17 protein-coding genes and 1 tRNA gene are annotated in these 19,625 nt (G+C 46.9%); 6 read left to right on the top strand and 12 right to left on the bottom strand.

Annotation, left to right across the window (positions count from 1 at the left end):
* Positions 1–38: 38 nt before the first annotated feature.
* Both H6570_06860 and H6570_06855 read left to right on the top strand, forming a co-directional pair.
* Positions 39–111, top strand: a tRNA-Thr gene (locus tag H6570_06860).
* Between the two features lie 55 nt (positions 112–166).
* Positions 167–1,918, top strand: coding sequence for a T9SS type A sorting domain-containing protein (locus H6570_06855; protein MCB9318983.1), 1,752 nt, complete (start codon positions 167–169; stop codon positions 1,916–1,918).
* A 19-nt stretch (positions 1,919–1,937) separates the two neighbouring features.
* On the opposite strand, the gene pruA is transcribed toward H6570_06855, so the two are convergent.
* From pruA to H6570_06840, 3 genes are read right to left on the bottom strand one after another with little or no spacing between them, the layout of a single operon-like run.
* Positions 1,938–3,569 (bottom strand): L-glutamate gamma-semialdehyde dehydrogenase, encoded by a 1,632-nt coding sequence (pruA, locus tag H6570_06850; protein ID MCB9318982.1) that lies wholly within the window; start codon positions 3,567–3,569, stop codon positions 1,938–1,940.
* Between the two features lie 18 nt (positions 3,570–3,587).
* Positions 3,588–4,055, bottom strand: coding sequence for a pantetheine-phosphate adenylyltransferase (coaD, locus tag H6570_06845; protein ID MCB9318981.1), 468 nt, complete (start codon positions 4,053–4,055; stop codon positions 3,588–3,590).
* The gene (locus tag H6570_06840) at positions 4,052–4,573 is read right to left on the bottom strand and encodes a macro domain-containing protein (GenBank protein ID MCB9318980.1); all 522 of its coding nucleotides are present in this window, start codon (positions 4,571–4,573) and stop codon (positions 4,052–4,054) included. Before H6570_06840 ends, coaD begins: the two co-directional genes overlap by 4 nt.
* 158 nt (positions 4,574–4,731) lie before the next feature.
* Here H6570_06840 and H6570_06835 point away from each other — a divergent pair, with 158 nt between their 5' ends.
* Entirely contained in the window at positions 4,732–6,168 is a 1,437-nt protein-coding gene (locus H6570_06835) for an aminotransferase class V-fold PLP-dependent enzyme (protein MCB9318979.1), read from the top strand.
* Between the two features lie 522 nt (positions 6,169–6,690).
* Here H6570_06835 and H6570_06830 read toward each other — a convergent pair.
* Positions 6,691–7,209, bottom strand: a complete 519-nt coding sequence (locus H6570_06830) for a hypothetical protein (GenBank protein ID MCB9318978.1) — start codon at positions 7,207–7,209, stop codon at positions 6,691–6,693.
* A gap of 69 nt (positions 7,210–7,278) precedes the next feature.
* Between H6570_06830 and H6570_06825 the strand changes: the two genes are divergently transcribed.
* Together H6570_06825 and lpdA are read left to right on the top strand one after the other, a co-directional pair.
* Positions 7,279–8,445, top strand: coding sequence for a WG repeat-containing protein (locus H6570_06825; GenBank protein MCB9318977.1), 1,167 nt, complete (start codon positions 7,279–7,281; stop codon positions 8,443–8,445).
* A gap of 75 nt (positions 8,446–8,520) precedes the next feature.
* Positions 8,521–9,918, top strand: coding sequence for a dihydrolipoyl dehydrogenase (lpdA, locus tag H6570_06820; GenBank protein ID MCB9318976.1), 1,398 nt, complete (start codon positions 8,521–8,523; stop codon positions 9,916–9,918).
* A gap of 14 nt (positions 9,919–9,932) precedes the next feature.
* Here lpdA and H6570_06815 read toward each other — a convergent pair whose 3' ends face one another.
* From H6570_06815 to H6570_06800, 4 genes are all read right to left on the bottom strand, one after another.
* Positions 9,933–11,237, bottom strand: a complete 1,305-nt coding sequence (locus H6570_06815) for a glycosyltransferase (GenBank protein MCB9318975.1) — start codon at positions 11,235–11,237, stop codon at positions 9,933–9,935.
* Positions 11,231–12,661, bottom strand: coding sequence for a hypothetical protein (locus H6570_06810; GenBank protein ID MCB9318974.1), 1,431 nt, complete (start codon positions 12,659–12,661; stop codon positions 11,231–11,233). Before H6570_06810 ends, H6570_06815 begins: the two co-directional genes overlap by 7 nt.
* 68 nt (positions 12,662–12,729) lie before the next feature.
* Positions 12,730–13,794: an HlyD family efflux transporter periplasmic adaptor subunit gene (locus H6570_06805; GenBank protein ID MCB9318973.1), complete on the bottom strand. Its 1,065-nt coding sequence runs from the start codon at positions 13,792–13,794 to the stop codon at positions 12,730–12,732.
* Complete coding sequence (locus H6570_06800; protein ID MCB9318972.1) at positions 13,775–15,829, bottom strand: hypothetical protein; 2,055 nt, start codon at positions 15,827–15,829, stop codon at positions 13,775–13,777. Before H6570_06800 ends, H6570_06805 begins: the two co-directional genes overlap by 20 nt.
* A gap of 224 nt (positions 15,830–16,053) precedes the next feature.
* On the opposite strand from H6570_06800, the gene H6570_06795 reads away from it, so the two are divergent.
* Positions 16,054–16,350 (top strand): hypothetical protein, encoded by a 297-nt coding sequence (locus H6570_06795; GenBank protein ID MCB9318971.1) that lies wholly within the window; start codon positions 16,054–16,056, stop codon positions 16,348–16,350.
* A 4-nt stretch (positions 16,351–16,354) separates the two neighbouring features.
* On the opposite strand, the gene H6570_06790 is transcribed toward H6570_06795, so the two are convergent.
* The 4 genes from H6570_06790 to mqnE all read right to left on the bottom strand — a co-directional run bounded on the left by H6570_06790 (position 16,355) and on the right by mqnE (position 19,609).
* Entirely contained in the window at positions 16,355–16,978 is a 624-nt protein-coding gene (locus H6570_06790; GenBank protein ID MCB9318970.1) for a threonylcarbamoyl-AMP synthase, read from the bottom strand.
* A gap of 80 nt (positions 16,979–17,058) precedes the next feature.
* Positions 17,059–17,805, bottom strand: a complete 747-nt coding sequence (locus H6570_06785; GenBank protein ID MCB9318969.1) for a menaquinone biosynthesis protein — start codon at positions 17,803–17,805, stop codon at positions 17,059–17,061.
* A complete protein-coding gene (locus tag H6570_06780) occupies positions 17,802–18,425 on the bottom strand; it encodes a histidine phosphatase family protein (GenBank protein ID MCB9318968.1) in 624 nt (207 codons plus the stop codon). The genes H6570_06785 and H6570_06780 overlap by 4 nt, the downstream gene beginning before the upstream one ends.
* Positions 18,425–19,609 (bottom strand): aminofutalosine synthase MqnE, encoded by a 1,185-nt coding sequence (mqnE, locus tag H6570_06775; GenBank protein MCB9318967.1) that lies wholly within the window; start codon positions 19,607–19,609, stop codon positions 18,425–18,427. The genes H6570_06780 and mqnE overlap by 1 nt, the downstream gene beginning before the upstream one ends.
* Positions 19,610–19,625: the final 16 nt, after the last annotated feature.

The following is a 19,625-nucleotide window of genomic DNA, read 5'->3' as shown; positions in this document are numbered from 1 at the left end:
AGAGGAATTAAAAGGATTGTACTATTTTTGCCTGCCATGCCAATGTAGCTCAGCTGGTAGAGCAGTTCATTCGTAATGAACGGGTCGCAGGTTCGAGTCCTGTCATTGGCTCCCTTCTTCTTACCGGCGTCCAGATCGTACCAAATAATATCAAATCTTAATGACCATGATACGATGGACTGTATTTGTTTTGGCCTTATTTTTTACCACTTTAACCCATGCCAGCAGCATATTGCCCTATAAATCCTTAGCTGTTCTTGCTGAATATTCAGATGCTGCCGGAGTTTACCTGGTCAAAGATTTTCGTGCTGTAAATCATGGTGAGATTACCTATCTGGAATACCGCCTGGTACCGCAGGATCCGGTTAAAGGTCCTCAGGAAGGAGAATTGACCGTCCAATGTCTCACTAAAATTTATTCTGACCACGAATTCGCCGTTCCGGATGACCTGAATCTGGAGACAGGACACTCCTACCTGCTTTTTCTGAACCGAAAAACAGATGGTTACTACCGGGCTAAAACATTTAATTATTATGTTTTCGAGCAGGTCATTAAGGATGATCGTCTATTGCTGGTGCCTAGTGTACAAACCATGGAAATCAAAGGCACTGAACTGCGAAGCGTAGAGGAATTCACAACACTTGACCAGGAGACGCTGGTAACCCACCTCACCGAAGTCCTGACCAACCACATCAGCTACGAGCCGGACATTGTCAAAGCACCGTCCCGGTATGCCGCGCTAGAATCCCGGGAAGCTCCGTCTTATTGCACCTATTTTGGGCTGCGTTGGGATGTTTTTAATGAAGGGGGAAATCTGCCCGTCTACGCCGACGCCACCCCAGATCAATACAATTCCGGTTGTTATACTTTCGTACAAAATGCAATTGCAGGTATGAATTCGGGGTATAACGGAAATGTGAATCTGAGCTATGCCGGAACTGCTGTTCTGAACAGCAATAGCTGCGATGGAGGATTTGATCCTACCATACAGGGACTGGGATCAACATCCATTCTGGTCGTATTTAATGACCCATGTAGTGAGGTTAGTGATTTTAATTGTGACCCGGAAATGGGGCCGCTTGGCGGGGCACTGGGTATAGGTGGCATAGCCTCATCGACTGGAATGCACACATTTAATGGTACTGATTGGTATACCGCGGCATACGGTTATGTAGTCATAAACGATGGATTATCCTGTTTTAACAATGCCAGCGCGTGGGAGTCATTACTTATGCACGAAATGACTCATGCACTTGGACTTGGCCATATTGCTGCAGCCAACGGAGCAGCACTGATGAACCCGAGTTGCTGCAATCCCATTACATCCCTGGACCAAAGTTGTGTAAGCTTCGCATACGATGCGGCTCTTCCCGTCCAGTTGATTTCTTTCGATGCGAACCTCGATGATGATCTGGTAAGTATCAACTGGAAGACTGCCTGGGAGGTAGATCATGACTACTTTGAAGTTTTACACTCCAGCGATGGTCAAACCTGGGAAGTCATAGATCGCGTATCACAGGGGACCCTTCTGAATCAGAATCAAAAGCAATACCGCACATCGGATCGCAATCCAGCTATCGGCATCAACTATTACCAGTTGAATCAGGTGGATATCGATGGACAATCCGAGTTATCCCCGATAGTCCAGGTACCTTTTTATCCGTTGCAATGGGCGCGAATAAGTCCAAACCCAGTAGGTGGAGACCAGCTTTTCCTGGAGTTTTCTACGGCGAGGGTTCAAAACTGGGAAATCCACATCCTGGATGTGACAGGCGTTATCCGTCAATCTATGACTATTGCCAGTGCTAACCGGTATATCGGATCCCACATCGATATCAGTTCATTGAAACCGGGCGTTTATTTCATCCGGTTCCCGGAAGCATCCGGTATGGAAACACTCCGGTTCGTCAAGCAATAACGAATACAGGTAAACTGTATCAACTTTCACCCATGAATGGATACCGGTAATCAACCGGTGGCACAAAATTCTCCTTAATGGTTCTTGGTGACACCCACCGGTAAAGGTTCAGGATTGACCCTGCTTTGTCGTTCGTACCGGAGGCGCGTGCACCACCGAACGGTTGTTGACCGACCACCGCACCGGTAGGTTTGTCGTTGATGTAAAAGTTTCCAGCTGTATGGGTCAGGAATTCAGTAGCCTCACGAATGACCGCCCGGTCCTGACTGAAGATAGCCCCGGTGAGGGCATAGGGAGAGGTTTTTTCAAGCAACTTCAGTGATTCCCTCCAGTCCTGATCCGGATAGACATAGATGGTCAGGACGGGTCCAAAGATCTCTTCACACATGGTCACGTAATATGGATCTTCGGTTACCAGGATGGTGGGATCGATAAAGTAACCATGCTTCTTGCTGTAGGTTCCCCCCTGAATGACTTCCACGCCGTCGGCTTGATGAGCATGATCTATGTAATTACTTATTTTATCAAAGGACCTTTCGTCTATTACTGCATTGAAGAAATTGGTAAAATCTTCAGGAGAGCCAATGCCGAAGGAAGAAACCACTTCTATTAGCTGTGCTTTGATTTGTTTCCAGAGGCTTTTGGGAATATAGGCCCGTGAAGCCGCAGAACACTTCTGCCCCTGATATTCAAAAGCACCTCGTGCCAGAGCCACTGCCACCTGCTGAGGGTCTGAGCTGGGATGAACCCAAACGAAATCCTTACCTCCGGTCTCTCCCACGATTCGCGGATAGGAAGCATACTGGCTTACATTGGTACCGATGGTCTTCCATAAGTGCTGGAATACACCAGTGCTACCGGTAAAGTGCAACCCGGCAAACGATGGATGCGAAAATACGATGTTGCCCAGCGTAGGTCCGTCAACGAATACGAGGTTGATAACGCCCGGTGGCAAACCAGCGGCTTCCAGTACCTCCATAATGACCGCCGCCGAATAAATTTGGGTTTCTGCAGGCTTCCAGACAACCGTGTTCCCCATCAGGGCCGGGGCGCCTGGTAAATTCCCGGCAATGGACGTAAAATTAAATGGAGTGATGGCCATGACAAATCCTTCCAATGGACGGTACTCCAGGCGGTTCCACGTCGTCTTCGAAGATTCCGGTTGGAGGTGATACATTTCCTCCATGTATTTGGCATTGAACCGGTAGAAATCAGCCAGTTCGGCAACAGCATCAATTTCAGCCTGGAATACTGTTTTGCTCTGACCCAACATGGTTGCCGCATTCATCTTTGCCCGGTACGGCCCTGCCAGTAAGTCAGCTGCTTTTAGAAAAATAGCCGCCCGCTCATGCCAGGGCATCCTTTCCCAATCCGGTTTAGCCTGGAGCGCAGCCTGGATGGCATTCGTGACATGTGCTGCATTACCACGATGGTATTGACCCAGGGTATGATGGATCTCGTGAGGCGGATGAATACCGTGCAGGTCACCGGTTTCTACCTTTAATCCTCCGATGGTCATGGGAATCTCAACTTTGTCGTGCTTTAAGGAGCTGAGCATTGCTTTCAGAGCCGATTTCTCCGGTGAACCCGGAGCATAAGATAAGACAGGCTCGTTAACAGCTTTGGGCAATGTGAAAAAAGCGTTTGTCATGATCAGTTGCTATTTTATTTATTGATGGACTAATTTTATTTGTTTTGGCAGAAAAGGAGAAGCATCACCTCCTCCTTTGATGATCTCGCGCACAATGGTTGAACTGATGTGTGAGTAAGCCGGCTGACTGATCAAAAACACTGTTTCCAAATTATGACCTACGATGTGGTTCAACTGTGAAATGGTCTTTTCATAGTCAAAGTCCGATGCATTCCGCAATCCCCTCAACAGGTACCTCGCTTCCACTTTTTGACAGTAATGTGCGGTCAAACCTTCAAAATAATCGATCCGTACTCTGGGCTCCTGATCAAAGACCAGTTCCAGCCATTCTAACCGCTGTTTCAAATCAAACAATGATGTCTTCTGAGAGTTGACCCCAACTGCAACGATTATTTCATCGAACAATGGCAGGTACCTGGTAACCAGGTCAACATGACCGATCGTGATGGGATCAAAGGAACCCGGGAAAACGGCAATTTTTTTCATGAACAATATTTTTGATAAAAAGCAAGGTTTTCGCCATCAAAGCAGACCAGGAGCACGCGGCTGACAAAATTCCAGTTTTCAGACTGCCACAATTTGAGTCCGCGACAAACCAGTTGTGCAGCCCTTTCCCTGGGAAATCCATAGATGCCGGTACTGATATTCGGAAATGCAATAGACCTGTAATGCATTGATTCTGCCATTGCCATTGCATTGCGATAGCACGACAGCAAAAGGCGATCAGCCTCTTCCGGTGAATGTTCCCTGTATATCGGACCAACCGTATGAATGACACCTTTCACCGGTAGGTCTCCTCCTGTCGTATGCATCACATTCCCGGTAGGAAGAAGACCATTTTCCTGTACATATTCTGCGCATTCGGCGGAAAGTTCAGGTCCGGCAGCCCTGTGAATAGCTCCATCAACCCCTCCGCCTCCGTGAAGCCAGGTGTTTGCAGCATTCACAATGCAGTCTGTGTGTACTCTGGTAATATCGCCCTGTACTTTTTCAATTTGATACATCGCATTGTAAAAATCGAAATAACCTGGGACTTTCCCAGAAGAATGGCGGTTGAATCGATCTTTGAAGTCTTACATCAATGTCGAATCAAGAATACCGGAGGAACTTCCCAAATTGATATCTTCGGGCATCGATGTAATATTGAAAAAACGAAACAGAGATGTTGACAGATCGCATACTGGAGCTGGAAAATATTTCCCGGCAACTGGAAGGAACGATGGCATCCAGAAATGAGTGGACAGATAAAGTGATGCACAGCGGCCTGGAATTTCTGGATACCCTGGAGGAGCGGAAGACATATTTTTATCCGGAACCACACCAGGAAAACAACGCATCCCTGGACCCAAAGGAAAACGGTCATCCACTTGAAGAATTATTAGAAACCTACCGGTCACAGATCTGGAACAGAGGCATCAATGCCGCATCTGGCGGGCATTTTGGATACATACCGGGCGGAGGACTTTATCCCGGAGCGCTGGGGGACTATCTCGCTGCGGCCGGCAATACCTATGCCGGCATTGCCTATGCCTCTCCGGGAGGAGCTAAAATGGAAGAAGCTTTAATTCGCTGGATGAATTCCATCATCGGCTGGGGTGATGCATCCGGGGGGACGCTAACATCCGGAGGATCATTAGCTACCCTCACCGCATTGATTGTAGCACGGGATCAATACATCAGTCATCCCCGCCAGCTAGAACAAGCATGTATTTATCTTACTGACCAGGCACACCATTGCATCCGGAAAGCCGTCCATCTGGCCGGAATGCATTTCGCGCAAATCAGATCCATTGCCATGCACGGTGATTACACGATGGACACGGAAGATCTGCAACGGCAGCTGGAAAAGGATCGGAATCAGGGACTGTTACCCCTCATGATTGTAGGTTCTGCCGGCACCACCGATACCGGAGTCATTGATCCGTTGGATAAAATTGCTGCATTGTCTCGTGAATTTGGCACCTGGTTTCATGTTGACGCAGCTTACGGAGGTTTTTTTGCGCTTGTCCCCGAACTGAAGCCTAAGTTCAAGGGATGGGAACAGGCAGATTCCGTGGTCATAGACCCACACAAAGGGCTATTTTTACCCTATGGCATCGGAGCCGTCCTGATCCGGGATCGGAAGAAGCTATTTCAAAGCATGCGGTATTCTGCAGCGTATATGCAGGATGCCGATGTTGAAAACCTTGAATATTCGCCATCGGATTACTCCCCGGAACTCACCAGGCACTTTCGGTCGGTGCGGATGTGGATGCCGTTAAGGCTTTTTGGAGTGGCCCCAATCCGCGCGGCCATAGAAGAAAAATACCTGTTAACAAAATATCTGTATAACGCGCTGAAAGAACTGGGCTGGCATATGGGCCCTGCCCCCACCCTGACCGTTTTTTTGTTCCGTGCCGGTACGGATACAGCTACAAATGAATTTAATCGTCGCATAGCGACCAATATCCACCGGGATGGATCTCTTTTTATTTCAACAACCTCACTGGAAGGAGTTTTCTGGCTTCGGATCGCCGTTTTGTCTTTTCGTACCCACCTGGCACAGGCGGATCAGCTGATCCGCTTAATCGATTCCTCCAGGCAGGCAGCAATTGCTTAGGAAGGGCATCAAATGATCGGACAAGACTCTAAACCTATCACATACACATTAGATAAAACAATATTCATCAAAATCATATATTTTGATTGCAATAAATTGGAAAATAATATATATTTGAATACTGTCTAATTCAATTGATTATTCCGAATACGCGAGCTATTAAAATATTTCCGGTCAAGAGTTAGGCAGGGGTTTCTGGCAGATAGGACCCGGACTGGAAGTGCCACATAAATTATGTGGTTTGCTCTCGTAGGTAAGAATGATCAGGAGGAAGTGATCGTTGTAAAAATGACCTCCCTCCTTTCAAATTTTTTCTAACGGGCGTCAGAAAGAATTTGAAAAAACTTACACCATCCCAATAACAGTCCCGGTAAGCCGAAATGGTGAGCGGGAAAAAATATGGTGATAAGTATCCGGAAAAACAGGGATGAGTTGATCTCAGTCCTGTTTTTCCTTTTTTAGGGAAAACCGTACTCAGAAGGCCCACTGCAATTTCCAACAGATGCGCTGAAAACAATGGATTTATTGAAGGCGGAATGACTTGAAAAAATGGTCGTTGACCTGCGCACTTTTATCTACAGGATATAAAGCCTGCAGCAAATAAAAACGATTGCCCCTGATGCAGGCTTTCGCCCGGATGGCATCATTGCCCTCTTTATAATTGATACGCCATACTTTGCCGGGCAACTGATAGCTGTAGTCATCGTTGGAATACAACAAATCTCCACCCACCGATTTTACGGATTCATCTACCGTTGACTCCAGGATGGACTGAACGATATCCGAAGAGTCTGCCAGGTTATAATCCAGTGGATAATCAACATAGGAAACCCGGTAATCCACCTGCATTGAATCATCCCCTGAGATCTTGCGATAAAAGTTGTGGTACTCCAGCTGACCTATTTCGGTGGTAGCACGGATAATTTTTTCCTGGAGTTTATAGGGGGTATCAATTGAGAACTTACCGGCTTCACTTTGGTAATGGATCCAGGCATCCTGAACCAGTGAAACAGCAATGGATAACAGTAAGGGAAGGACCATAACTCCGGTTTTGTATCGTGTAATTAACGAAAAATATCATCACCTTTGTCCCGGCACCTGATATGCATTATGAAAAATTTAACATCGCTATGGCTGTTACCTTTCCTTCTCTGGACCTGTTGGCAATGCCGCCCATCCAGTCAGGAAGAGGACGATACCCAAAATGATGAAGCAGCTTACTTTGAAGATTTCATGCCAACAGAGGACAAGTGGGGATTTCTCGACGAGACCGGCCAGGTGGTCATTCCCGCACAGTTCGACCAGATCGGATCCTTTTCTCAAAATCTGTGTCCGGTCAATACCGGGGGCAAATGGGGTTACATCCGCCCCAATGGTGCATGGGCCATCCCTGCTGGATATAAAGGAGGTTGGATGTTTAACCAGGGTATTGCCAGGGTCTGGAACTTTGATGGAAGCTTTGCTTTTATCGACACAGCCAACCGTATATTGTTTCATCCCGCCTATGATGAGGTCAACGATCTGGTCAACGGACGGATCCGGGTCATCACCAGTGGAAATACTGGTTTTCTCAACCGGCAGGGGAAGGAAGTCGTCTCTACCAAATACCAAAGTGGTACCGATTTTAATCCATCCGGATTGGCGAAGGTGAAATCAGAGAATAAATATGGGCTCATCGATACCCTGGGAACATTTCGGTTGCCAGCTGTTTACGATTGGATTGGCAGCCTGGATGGGCCTTATATAGCGTTAAGGCAAAACCGGAATTTCACAATCTATGACCAGGCTCAAAACGAGATCCTACCTGGGACATACGATCAGATTGCAGAACCACTGGACCGTGTTTCAGCAGTGCAAAAATCAGGCAAATGGTATCTGCTGGATCTGAATAACAGCCTGGAAACACCCTTGGAAGGAACGCTGGTTCAAGGCCTGGGTAGTATGCGCTGGTCTATGTTCCAGGATCAGAAATGGTACCTGGTCGATGCATCCGGCACATTATTGAATGAGACAGGTTTTAAACAAATCAACCGGTTTCAGGATGATCGGGCCTGTTGCATGCAGGATGAACTTTGGGGCTATCTCGGGGTTGATGGCAAGATGGTCATCACACCACGATACGGACTGGCCTGGGATTTTGTAAATGGTTTCGCGCGGGTTGCCGATAACAAAGGCATCTATTTTGTACGGACCGATGGCACCGAATTGTTTCAGCCTGGGTGGGTTGACGTGCGAGATTTTATTGAAGATCGCTGTCCCGTACAAATCCACAAATAACCATTACCCCCTAAAAGCAGTCAGAATAGCTATCTTTGTAGCGCTTTTTAAAAACCGATACAAAAACATCCAAATATGCAGTTTGATATCATCATCATCGGAAGTGGACCCGGAGGTTATGTAGCCGCCATCCGTGCTGCTCAACTCGGCAAAAAAGTAGCCGTAGTAGAGCGTGAATCTTTGGGAGGGATCTGCCTGAACTGGGGATGTATTCCCACCAAAGCATTGCTGAAAAGCGCCCAGGTGTTTGAATACATGAAGCATGCTGCAGATTACGGAATCGAAGTGAAAGGTGCAGAACCAAATTTTGATGGTATTATCAAACGCAGCCGGGATGTCGCCGACGGTATGTCCAAAGGTGTGCAGTTTCTTATGAAAAAAAATAAAATTACCGTGATTACCGGCACCGGTAAATTACTGCGAGGCAAGCAGGTGGAAGTAACCACGCCGGAAGGTAAAAAGGAAGTCTACTCCGCTGATCATATAATCATAGCGACCGGTGCACGCTCGAAAGAGTTGCCAAACATTAAAATTGACGGTAAAAAAATCATTGGCTACCGCGAAGCACTGACACTGCCTTCCCGCCCCAAGTCTATGGTCGTCATGGGAGCCGGGGCTATAGGTGTTGAGTTTGCCTATTTTTATCATACCCTGGGCACGCAGGTCACCGTGGTGGAATTTCTGGAACAAGGCCTGGTACCACGGGAAGATGCCGATATATCGAAAGAGCTCGCCAAGATCTTCAAGAAAGAAGGAATCGATGTGCGTGCCGGAGCCAGTGTTGAGAAAATCGATACTTCCGGCAATGGCTGCCAGGTCACCGTCAAGGACCGGAAAACCGGCAAAGAAGAGGTTATCAGTTGCGATATTGTCCTCTCTGCAGTAGGTGTCACTCCCAATACAGAGAACATCGGACTGGAGGCCCTGGGCATCAAAACCGACCGGGGATTGATCCAGGTTGATCCTTATTATCAGACCAATGTTGCGGGCATTTACGCGATCGGGGATGTCATTCCCGGCCCCGCGCTAGCGCACGTGGCCAGCGCTGAAGGCATTCTATGTGTAGAAAAAATCGCTGGACTGCACGTCGAACCGATTAACTACAACAATATACCTTCGTGTACGTACTGCAGCCCTGAAGTAGCCTCGGTAGGCTACACCGAAGAAGCTGCCAAAGCAGCCGGATATACACTCAAAATCGGCAAGTTCCCATTCTCTGCCTCCGGTAAAGCCAGTGCTGCCGGCGCCAAACAGGGCTTTGTTAAAGTGATCTACGATGCAAAGTACGGCGAGTGGCTGGGAGCACACCTTATCGGCATGAATGTAACGGAAATGATCGCTGAAGTGGTGGTCGCACGCAAACTGGAAACGACTGGCCATGAGATCATCAAGAGCATTCATCCGCATCCGACGATGAGTGAAGCCATCATGGAAGCCACGGCCGCTGCTTATGGAGAAGTCATCCACATCTGATCCGGCTTCAGGAATCAAATACCTAATTGCTTGGCCATCCGGGATGACTTATAGGGATTCCAGGGATCTTTATAGGAAGCGAGGAAGAATAACTCCTTAAAGTGTGCCATCGTACGTACAATACGCAGAAAATATCCAGTATAAAACACCATCAACGGCAGGTACAGGATGAGCTTTCTTTTTTCCTTTGGTTTTTGAACGATCAGCATAATTGCCGAGAACTGAACAAAGTTCGCGGCCGAATAGAGTAAGATATTCATTGGCAGGATGAACTTGATCAAGCCACTGAAATTAACCACAATGTCTATCAGATAGATAAACCATTTGATGTTCATGACCACATTGTAGCCGATGTTTTCCAGTGAGGAGAAGAAATTACTGAACCGGAATTGTTCGTTGGGGTAAAAAATGTCCCGGTGTTTACGTACCCGGAAGCGGATGATGGATTTGTCCCAGCGCAAACGTTGCTTTGCAAGTTTCTGAAACGTATTTGGTACGCTGGTCAGACCGTGAGCCGAAGGTTGGAAATAAACCCGGTAGCCCAGTTTACGAATCTTTACCGTGATGTCACCGTCAAGTCCGGGTCCGATGTCCCATCCTCCAAGGCGATGTAATATATCGGCACGAAAGGCCCCAAAGGCTCCCGAGATGATCCGGTAGATACCCAGGGTAGAAGTCACCATTCTTCCGGTCAGGATCACTTTTAGATATTCGATTGCCTGCAGTGTAGTGGCAATGCTTTCCTCATGGTTACGAACTTCCAGATTACCCCCTACTGCACCAATCTTCGGGTCGTAGTAAAAAGGCAGCAGCACTTCTTCTACTGCATCACGATCGAAGGAACAATCGGCATCCAGGTGAACAATGTACTTCCCTTTTGCGTAGGTTAAGGCTGCATTCGCCCCGGAAGCTTTGCCTCCCCGTACCTTATTGGATAAAAACAAATCGATCAATCCATTTCGCTCCAGATCTCGTCCTATCAATGCGGTTTGATCATCCGATCCATCATCTACCACAATCAGTTCCAGGTTCTGATAGGTCTGCTCGGACAGTGACTTGACCAGTTTGAACAGGTGTTTGCCTTCATTTTTTCCAGGCACAATGACCGATACCAGTGGCTGTTCCAGGTGCAGCGCCGTACGCGCATCCTCCCAGTCCGATTTATGCACTTTCCTTTTTAAGTAATAAAATATAAGGACCAGATAATCGATCAGTACATACCTGGTAAACTCGAACAGAAAGAAGAACCAGAATACCCGTAAGAACTTCTCCCAACCAGCAAGCTGCCAGTAGCGAATGAACTCAAACGGATCTACCATGATTCCTCATTAAGTTTCTCCAGCACCACCGACTTCACGTCATGCTGGCTCTGGAGGAACAAACATTTTCCTTCAAACGTGATGTCCTGTCCGGTAAAATTGTCCTTTATCAGATGAGATAGCAGGAACACCGTACGTTCAACGACCCGGGTTGCCAGTTCGGCAGAGGTCTGTAAACAACTGAAAAGGATACAATTGTCCATCACACTGATGAAATCGATCGATTGCAGGGATGATTTGACCTGTTCAGTAATATTGACTTGGAGTAAGTGGTATTCCTGACGTCCTATTTTCTCCAATAGCTGTGCATAGTGTTCCCAGCGGATCATGCCCATCATTACTTTTTGTTTACCTGCCTTCATCAGCTCATACTGCATATTCAGATAAAAGGCAGCTTCGGAGACGGCTCCAGGGATGTTGTTCTCCTGTACGGGATGGTGATTGAAGTCCGCCCCGGCATGGACCTGATTATGCGCTTTGTCGGTCAGGTGATAGGTTAGTATCTCTCTTTTCAGCAGATGTTCTACTTCGGTGGTTTTATGACAGGAACAACATGTAGCAACGATCTGAAAAGATTGAAATTCGTGATGGCAGGTATTGCAATGGTGCATTACTGCAGGCTTGTCGTAATCAATACCGATGTGTTTCAATGCTTTATCGCATTTGGGGCAAACCAGTTCATTGTTATCCCGCTGAAAACTACGCTCCGGGCCAATGTGGGCACAGGCAAAATGATGGATCAAATCCTGGCTGCTCAGATAGGTATTATGGCACTTGGGACAAGCTTCACGATACATCAGGAAGCCATCTTCACAAGTGTTACAGGTATATACCGAGTCCTGGAATTGTGTGGTAAACAATCCTTCTTCCACGGCAAATTCCATCAGCCGGTATGGTGACTTACCATTCATCAAACTTTCCAGGATGGGATAAGTATAACCGGTTGTTGAATTCCGGTCGATGTAGGCTTTCAGGGTCTTTTGTTCGCGCGAAAGTAAAAATACCAACAATTTGTAAACGGTATCTTTCTCAAAAGTGGGGAAAGTACGCAGGCGGGAGTCTGAAACATGATCCTTGATGATTTTCACCTGGCTCACCGCCCCATACAGTTCGTCAAGCTTGTGAACGATCCCATCCACCAACTGCCTGTGCATGTATTCCAGTTCCATCTGTTGATGGAGGAAAAGGGGCATTAAACGCGCTTTCCAACTGTTGGCAGAGCGAAACCGGTGCAATACCTCTTTTAGTAATACGGGACTTGTGGGCAATATGATCACACCATCATATTCCTCAAACGCTGCGGTCTCGCCATCAAACCGGTCCGTTATGTATGCAAATACATAACCTTCCGATTCAACATTAAGAATACGTTCTCTCGACCCCTGCAGGGTCGTGATCGATTTAATAGGGGTATTAAGTTGCATATCCTAACTGGTTCAAAAACAAAAATCACGCCATAGATCCTGATTGCATATTGGTTTGGGAATTGTTGCTACAAAGTGATCACCCTTTTATAGACCGAAACATTCATCTTATAAAAAGGCCGCCATTTTTCGCGTTCAATCTCATCCAATGGTATTATATCCGCCGCTATACTCCTGGTAACCGGCTCATACTTCTTCTGAAATTCTTCAGGTAATTCAAAGGTGGCATAGTAGAATCGTTGCAAAACTCCCTCACTGGTAGTCCCGTCAGGAAATTCAATGTGCACGATATCGCCTTCATGGAGTTTCCTGAGGTCCTTTTGTTCATAAAACACCTTAATGAACAAATTGCTTGGTTTATGGATCGACATGACAACATCACCCTGGACTGCCACCTCGTAATTTTCTTTCAGGATCTGAGTGATGGTTCCCCGGATCGGGCTCACGTACGCCTTAAGCTGACTTCTCCAGTCCGGGATGGCAGTTGCGGAGGCATTGGCAGCCAGGATATTTATTTGGGCCTCTTGCTGATCGAGCCAGGCCATATATTCCTGCTGCAGACTGATCTCTTTTTTTATACTGGTAATCTGGCTTGAATATTCGATATCACGGTGACTATACATATCCAGCTTGTCTGCCGAATAGATATCAAGCATAATCTCCTTTTTAATCCGGTCCTTCTCAGACTTATTAAGCGCTTCCATATCCTGAAACTGCTTCAGGTCAATCAGAAGGAGTTCAATTTTCCGGCGGGTATTTAAGCGATCCTGGTCGATCCATTGGGTACTAGGAGTTTTAATGGTTTGATTGTTTATCTGGACAAATTTGGTCATGTCCTCATCCAGATACCAGAACAGGGTATCACCCGGCTGAACGGAGTCACCTTCAAATCGTTTGATCTCAATGATCTGCACATCAGAGGTAAACTGGATATCAAGTTTCTTAAATCTTACCTGACCCTCCCCTTCGACCGTGGTCATCATGCGGACCGTATAAAACCCTATATATGCAAGCCCCATAATCAGGATCGTCAAATACAGTAACCGGTCCCAATTGACTTTGCGTTTGTTGGGACGGATTTCCTGCAGGATCTCGATCGGATTATTTCGTCGTTTAAAATCGGTACTCCGCATTGGCACTTATGGTTTTTTCTTCCAATTGCATCATTGTCTTCATGTCGTGCAGTGCGATCCTCGGGTTGTTAAACCGTTTACCCAGGGTTTGGCAAAATAACTCCAGTTCATAGCGGTTGTTGAAATCCTTGCATCGGATGGACAAAACTGTTTTCTCCGGCCCCAACACAAAGGCTTCATTGGTTTTGCGCTCGATGTAATCGACGTCCTTGTGCTCGTAGGCCATCAGATATACGCGGTCAGAAAGCGCATAAATAGCCTCAAGAAATGGTTCTTCATAGTTCACGGGAATCGATACCTCCACTTTGAATTTAGAGGACAGCTTATGGATCAGTTCAAGATAACGTGCCTGGTAAAGGGTATGGTTTTCATCCCAGTCATCAAACGTGTGTGGTTCAAGATCAAGATGGATCACATCTCCGCTTAATGCCATCAGCTGAGGCAATACCTCTCCCACCGGCTTCTTCAGCAAAGCATTGTTCCCGATCATCATGCAGACTTCGATCCCTTCTTTTCCAGCGGCAAGCCTCAGCTGTTCAAATTTTTGAGTCAATGCATTCTCCATGCCGGTCGATACCATCAACTCACTGATGTTATTGATTTTGGCATAATGCAGGATGTATTCGGGGGACAGCTCACTAAGCGTACCCGACCAGACATACAAGGAGCGGGGACCGGTCTGCGGATTAAACAGGTTATTAAAATCTTTCGGGATCAGGTAGTCGGTGATGCTACCCTGGGGCAACTTTGAATGCATCTTTAGCGCTTTAAGATAGAGTGCCTGCTGGATATCCAGGAGATCCAGATCTACCGTCAACAGCTCATCCAGCTTGTCGACAATGAACTTCGGGGAATATCCAGGATCACCCAGGTCTTTTTGCCTTTCCCCACGGACTATGGCCTGTGCCAGCTTTAATTTTGTATAGTAGGCATGGATAAATTGTTTCAGTGAATAGCCGTATTCGTAATAAAAGTTAAGGACCTCATTGGCATCATTATCAAAGCGGTTGTAGTACTCTATTTCAGCCAATTTCTTTTCGGCATCCAGTTGCCGTTTCCTATCCTTGCTGTTGAAGTCCAGTGGTACCTGGAAAGAAAGTCCTGCACTGAGAAAATCTTTTTGCTGGCCCAGGATCTCGTTTCCCAGCAAATAATTGTACCGCACCGTACTTTTCAAACCGATCCTGGTTGACCAATGCGCATGCAGGTCCATTGCTTCATTGCGCAAAGCCAGGGATTGTTTTAGCTGAGTACTGTCGAAAAAGACATGTTTGATCCGGTCAATATCAATGTCGAATACGGGAAGTTCACCAGCTTCTATTTCCTTCCATCCAGCCGGTAAATCAACCTGGTCAACATAGGTTTGATAGGTATTCAGAAACAACTCCACTTCACCTTTACTGGACAGCAGTGCCAGCACATCCTCCCAATGCAGCCGTTTCAGATAAAACAACTGGAAGGCTATGGATATCTGTTCATTCAGTAATTCCAGCCTCTTTTTTACGACCTGGATTTTAGCTTGGTTAAACAAGTACAGGATGTAGTTGTACTGATAGCGGTAAAAATCATTGTGACGGTATCTGAGCACATCAAGGGAATCGGCTTTCCACTGGGCTGCCGCGGCTTGCGCTTTTTTCTGATGGCCCAGAAATCCATCCCGCAGCATATTCCAGTCTACTCCTACCTGACCGCGGCCACGGTAAAACAAACCATCCTCCAGGTCAAATATCGGATTGCTAAAATTTTGTTGCCAGCTGGTAGCCAATTGTAACCCTTTGTCCTTCGTTAAGACCCGGTTGCTTGCCAGATGATTTTCAACGCGGGCTGCATCAGCTACTTCGGCAAGTGAGTCCACATTGTAAATCTTGCTCAAAAAAGAAGTGTCCTGGGTAAAATGGTTGGACAAGGCAATGTCTTCCAGATAAGAAGTAACGATGGCATCCAGGTGTTGGGTAATGAAATTCACATCCTGAGCATACCCGGTGTTCAAGGTGAAAAATAGTAGAAATAGTATGCCATTCAAATACAACTTCATATACCTATACCTGAGTATTATACATTCAAAAAATGAGCCATATTTAGGGTACATAGCGGGTTATGCAACAGATTAATCAAACATGATATGTGTATATTATGCTATACGTGAAGTTTAGAACCCATTTGACATCATATTAATTTTTATGTGAAATCTGCCTTACCAGACCTGCCTACTGGAGAAAACCAATCAGGAAATTGGGCGAGGAATCGTAACTTTGGACTATGCCGCTACAGTATCTTGTTACCTTCAGCATAGAGCAGCCTGTAAATGATGCATTCACAGCGTTAATACCTCAACAGCGCTACCGGGTAGATGAGCTCATGCAATCCGGAAAAATACTGACCTATTCACTTACCAAGGATATGAGTAGTCTTTATGTTGTCTTCCAGGTATCAGAAATCGAACAATTGGATCATCTTATCGAATCACTTCCACTGAGTAAATACATGAAGTGGGATTTTCAGGAATTGTTGTTTCACCTGAGCACCGTGGACCTTCCTGCCATTTCCCTGAATTGACCGCCTACAGATCCAGTACGCCAATTCCCTGACGTACGATCTGAATGTCATCCCCGGTGCAGTCTAGTACGGTGGAAGCTTCTGCATTTCCCGGGCCACCATCAATCATAAAATCCACAACGTTTTCATAATCCAGACGCAAATCATAAGGATCTATGTAATAGGTGTCCCACTCTTCTTCCACATTCTGTTTTACACTGGTCGTTATCAGAGGTAATGACAATTGACTGAGAATAGCCTGTAGAATGGCATTATCAGGAACCCGAACCCCTATGGTTCCCTTCCTGTTTTTGATGATCTTGGGTAGCTCCGTATTGGCATTGAGGATAAAAGTGTACGGTCCGGGTACGTGCCTCCTTAGTACACGGAAGATCGCATTGTCAATCTGACGGGTAAATGCAGCAACCTGCTGGATATCCCGGCATAACAGTGAAAACAACTCCTTCTCCGGTTTCACTTGTTTGATCTGGCAAATCCGCTCAATACCCTGGCGGTTATTGGCCAGGCAGGCCAATCCATAAACCGAATCGGTCGGAAAAATACCAATCTGCCCGGATTCAATGGCATGCACAACTTGATTGATCTTGCGTTGGTCCGGATTTACCGGATGTATTTCCCAGATGGTCATCAGGTCAAACTTATGGAATCAAGGTAGCGAATTCCGGTGAGAACAAGGGTGATATCCTTTGGTCAACACTGGTTGACAAACTACACCACAGGCCGCTCGGATAGATGGAGTGCATTCTGCAGGAAAAGGTTCATCGCTTTCCGCTTCCGGTCATCGAATGGATAGGATATGTATCGCTCAAAGTACTCCAATTCAACCGGACTGCCGGCAAACTCCACGACATGCTGAACGCCCCAGGCTATAGCATCTTCAAATTTCTTTTCGAACTCCTCATCCAGCGGATGTAGAGCAATCCAAACAGCAAATGCGAAAGGAAGACCGGTCCACTTCGTCCATTGCTCACCTAGATCCAGCTTGTAACTGTATTTTTCATCCATCTGGAAGGTTCGGTCTCCGATCACCAATCCCGCCTGCTTGCCTCCAATGGTGGATTCGAAACCCGGGAATGCCGGGGTAAACTGTAAAGGCAGCTGGAGATAGTCCTGGACGATCATCTGAGCCAATAACACCGAGGTACGTGACTGATAATCGAGATAAACCGATTCACACTGATCCAACGGACGGTCGCTGTAAATTGCTACCGTTCTGACTGGTCCGCTTGATCCGATACACCATCCTGACAGGATATGATCAAAATCCAGTTCGGGCAAAGCACCGACGGGAACCAGCACCAGGTCTGCCGAACCGCTGCTTGCCGCCTGCGCACACTTGGCCGGATGAGCAAGCTCGATGATGACCTCCTCAGGTGTAAAGTGACGTTGTAATCCTTCAATGAAAGGTTGGGTGTTCAGATAGGAGACCGTAACAATGCGGTAGGGTTCTTTCATGATTCCAGTATTGGCTCTAGGTGACTGATGTCGTTTTCAAGCAGGGTATGATAAACACCACGCTCCCAGGCAAACCGGTATAGACCAGTATTGTGATGGTGATATGCTTCCATCTCATGCAAAGGACGCTGATGGATCAATGTCAGCATGCAACGCAATGTACGTCCGTGAGAACAAATCAGGATGGTCTCTTCCTCAAGCGCCGTAAGCCAGTGAAGAAACCGCTCAATCCGGTCAGCCAGCGCCCGGGCACTTTCACCACCATCGATGGCGTAGTTATAGTTTCCGAGACCCCATTCACGAATCATTTGCTGGTAGGCAGTCGAAACTTCATCCCCGTAAGCCATTCCTTCATATCGTCCCCAACTGATCTCATTGATATCTTTGGTAGCGTAAAAAGGAATGTCCAGCTTCCGGAAAGGCTCAACGGTCTGATGGGTTCGCCGTAATCCGGAGGTAACTACCAGGTCAAAGGGAACGTCCATATAGGTATCAAAGAATGCCTGCGCCTGCAACTGCCCCAGGGCATTGATGGAAGCATCAATTCCTTGTCCCTGCACCCTTCCCTGCCGGTTATAATCGGTTTCTCCGTGCCTGATCAGATAAATGTCTTTAGCCATTACGCCGGGTTGTTGGTCACCGGAAGATCGAGGTAGCCACGCCAGCGTTCCTCCACGTCAGCATCCGTAAAGGTCTTAACCACATGATAAAGGGTATCCCGCTCAACCGGCTGGCGACCTGCCTGAATGATCAGCTGGGCCAGTTGTTTGGTGGTAAGACTTGGATTACGCTCTTCGGAGCCGGCCATGGAATAAATTTTGGTCGTGTCGTCAATCGTACCGTCAAGATCGTCAACACCATAAGCCAATGCCATCTGGGCAGTTGTCCTCCCGATCATGGGCCAGTAAGCTTTGACGTGATCAAAATTGTCCAGATAGATGCGTGAGACGGCATAGTTCTTCAGGTCCTCTACCACCGATACTTCCGGCAGATTGGACATCTCGTTGTCTTTGTTCCTGAATTTTAACGGGATGAAGGTTTGGAACCCACCGGTCTGATCCTGTAATTCACGCAACCGGCGCATGTGATCGACGCGGTGTTCGTATTTTTCGATGTGACCATAGAGAATGGTCGCGTTCGATCGCCCGCCTAACTCATGCCAAATCTCATGGATGCGCAGCCACTGGTCGGCATTGCATTTATCCTTGGCTATTTTATCACGTATTTCCGGATGAAAAATCTCGGCGCCTCCACCAGGCATGGAATCCAGTCCTGCTTCTTTCATACGCCGCATTCCCTCTTCATAGCTGATTTTTTCTTTCTTGAAGATGTAATGGTATTCGACTGGTGTCAGTGCTTTGATGTGTAATTCCGGACGATGGGCCTTGATCTTGCGAAACAGCGTTTCATAAAATGTAACATCATATTGCGGCAATACACCACCAACGATATGCACCTCTGTCACCGGCTGGTCATCGTATGCTTTGACCATAGTGAGCATATCCTCCATCGTATATTCCCAACCGTCCTCCCGGTTCTTGATTAGCCGGGAATAGGAACAAAAAGCACAGGTGTAAATACAAACATTGGTCGGTTCAATATGGAAGTTCCGGTTGAAGAAGGTCTGATTGCCTTGTTTTTTCTCCCGGACAAAATTGGCCAGTGAAGCGGTGAATCCCAGCGGAGCCTCCTCAAAGAGGTATATTCCTTCCACATCGTTGATCCGTTCTCCTGCGTATACTTTCTCAGCTATGGCACGATCCTTCGCAGATTGTGCCAAAGAGGTCATGATCGATGGCTGCATATCAAATAATCTGGTT

Source organism: Lewinellaceae bacterium, assembly GCA_020636135.1.
Taxonomy (GTDB): Bacteria; Bacteroidota; Bacteroidia; order Chitinophagales; family Saprospiraceae; genus JAGQXC01.
Note: the sequence above shows the minus strand (reverse complement) of the source record. Positions and strands in the feature narration are given on the sequence as shown.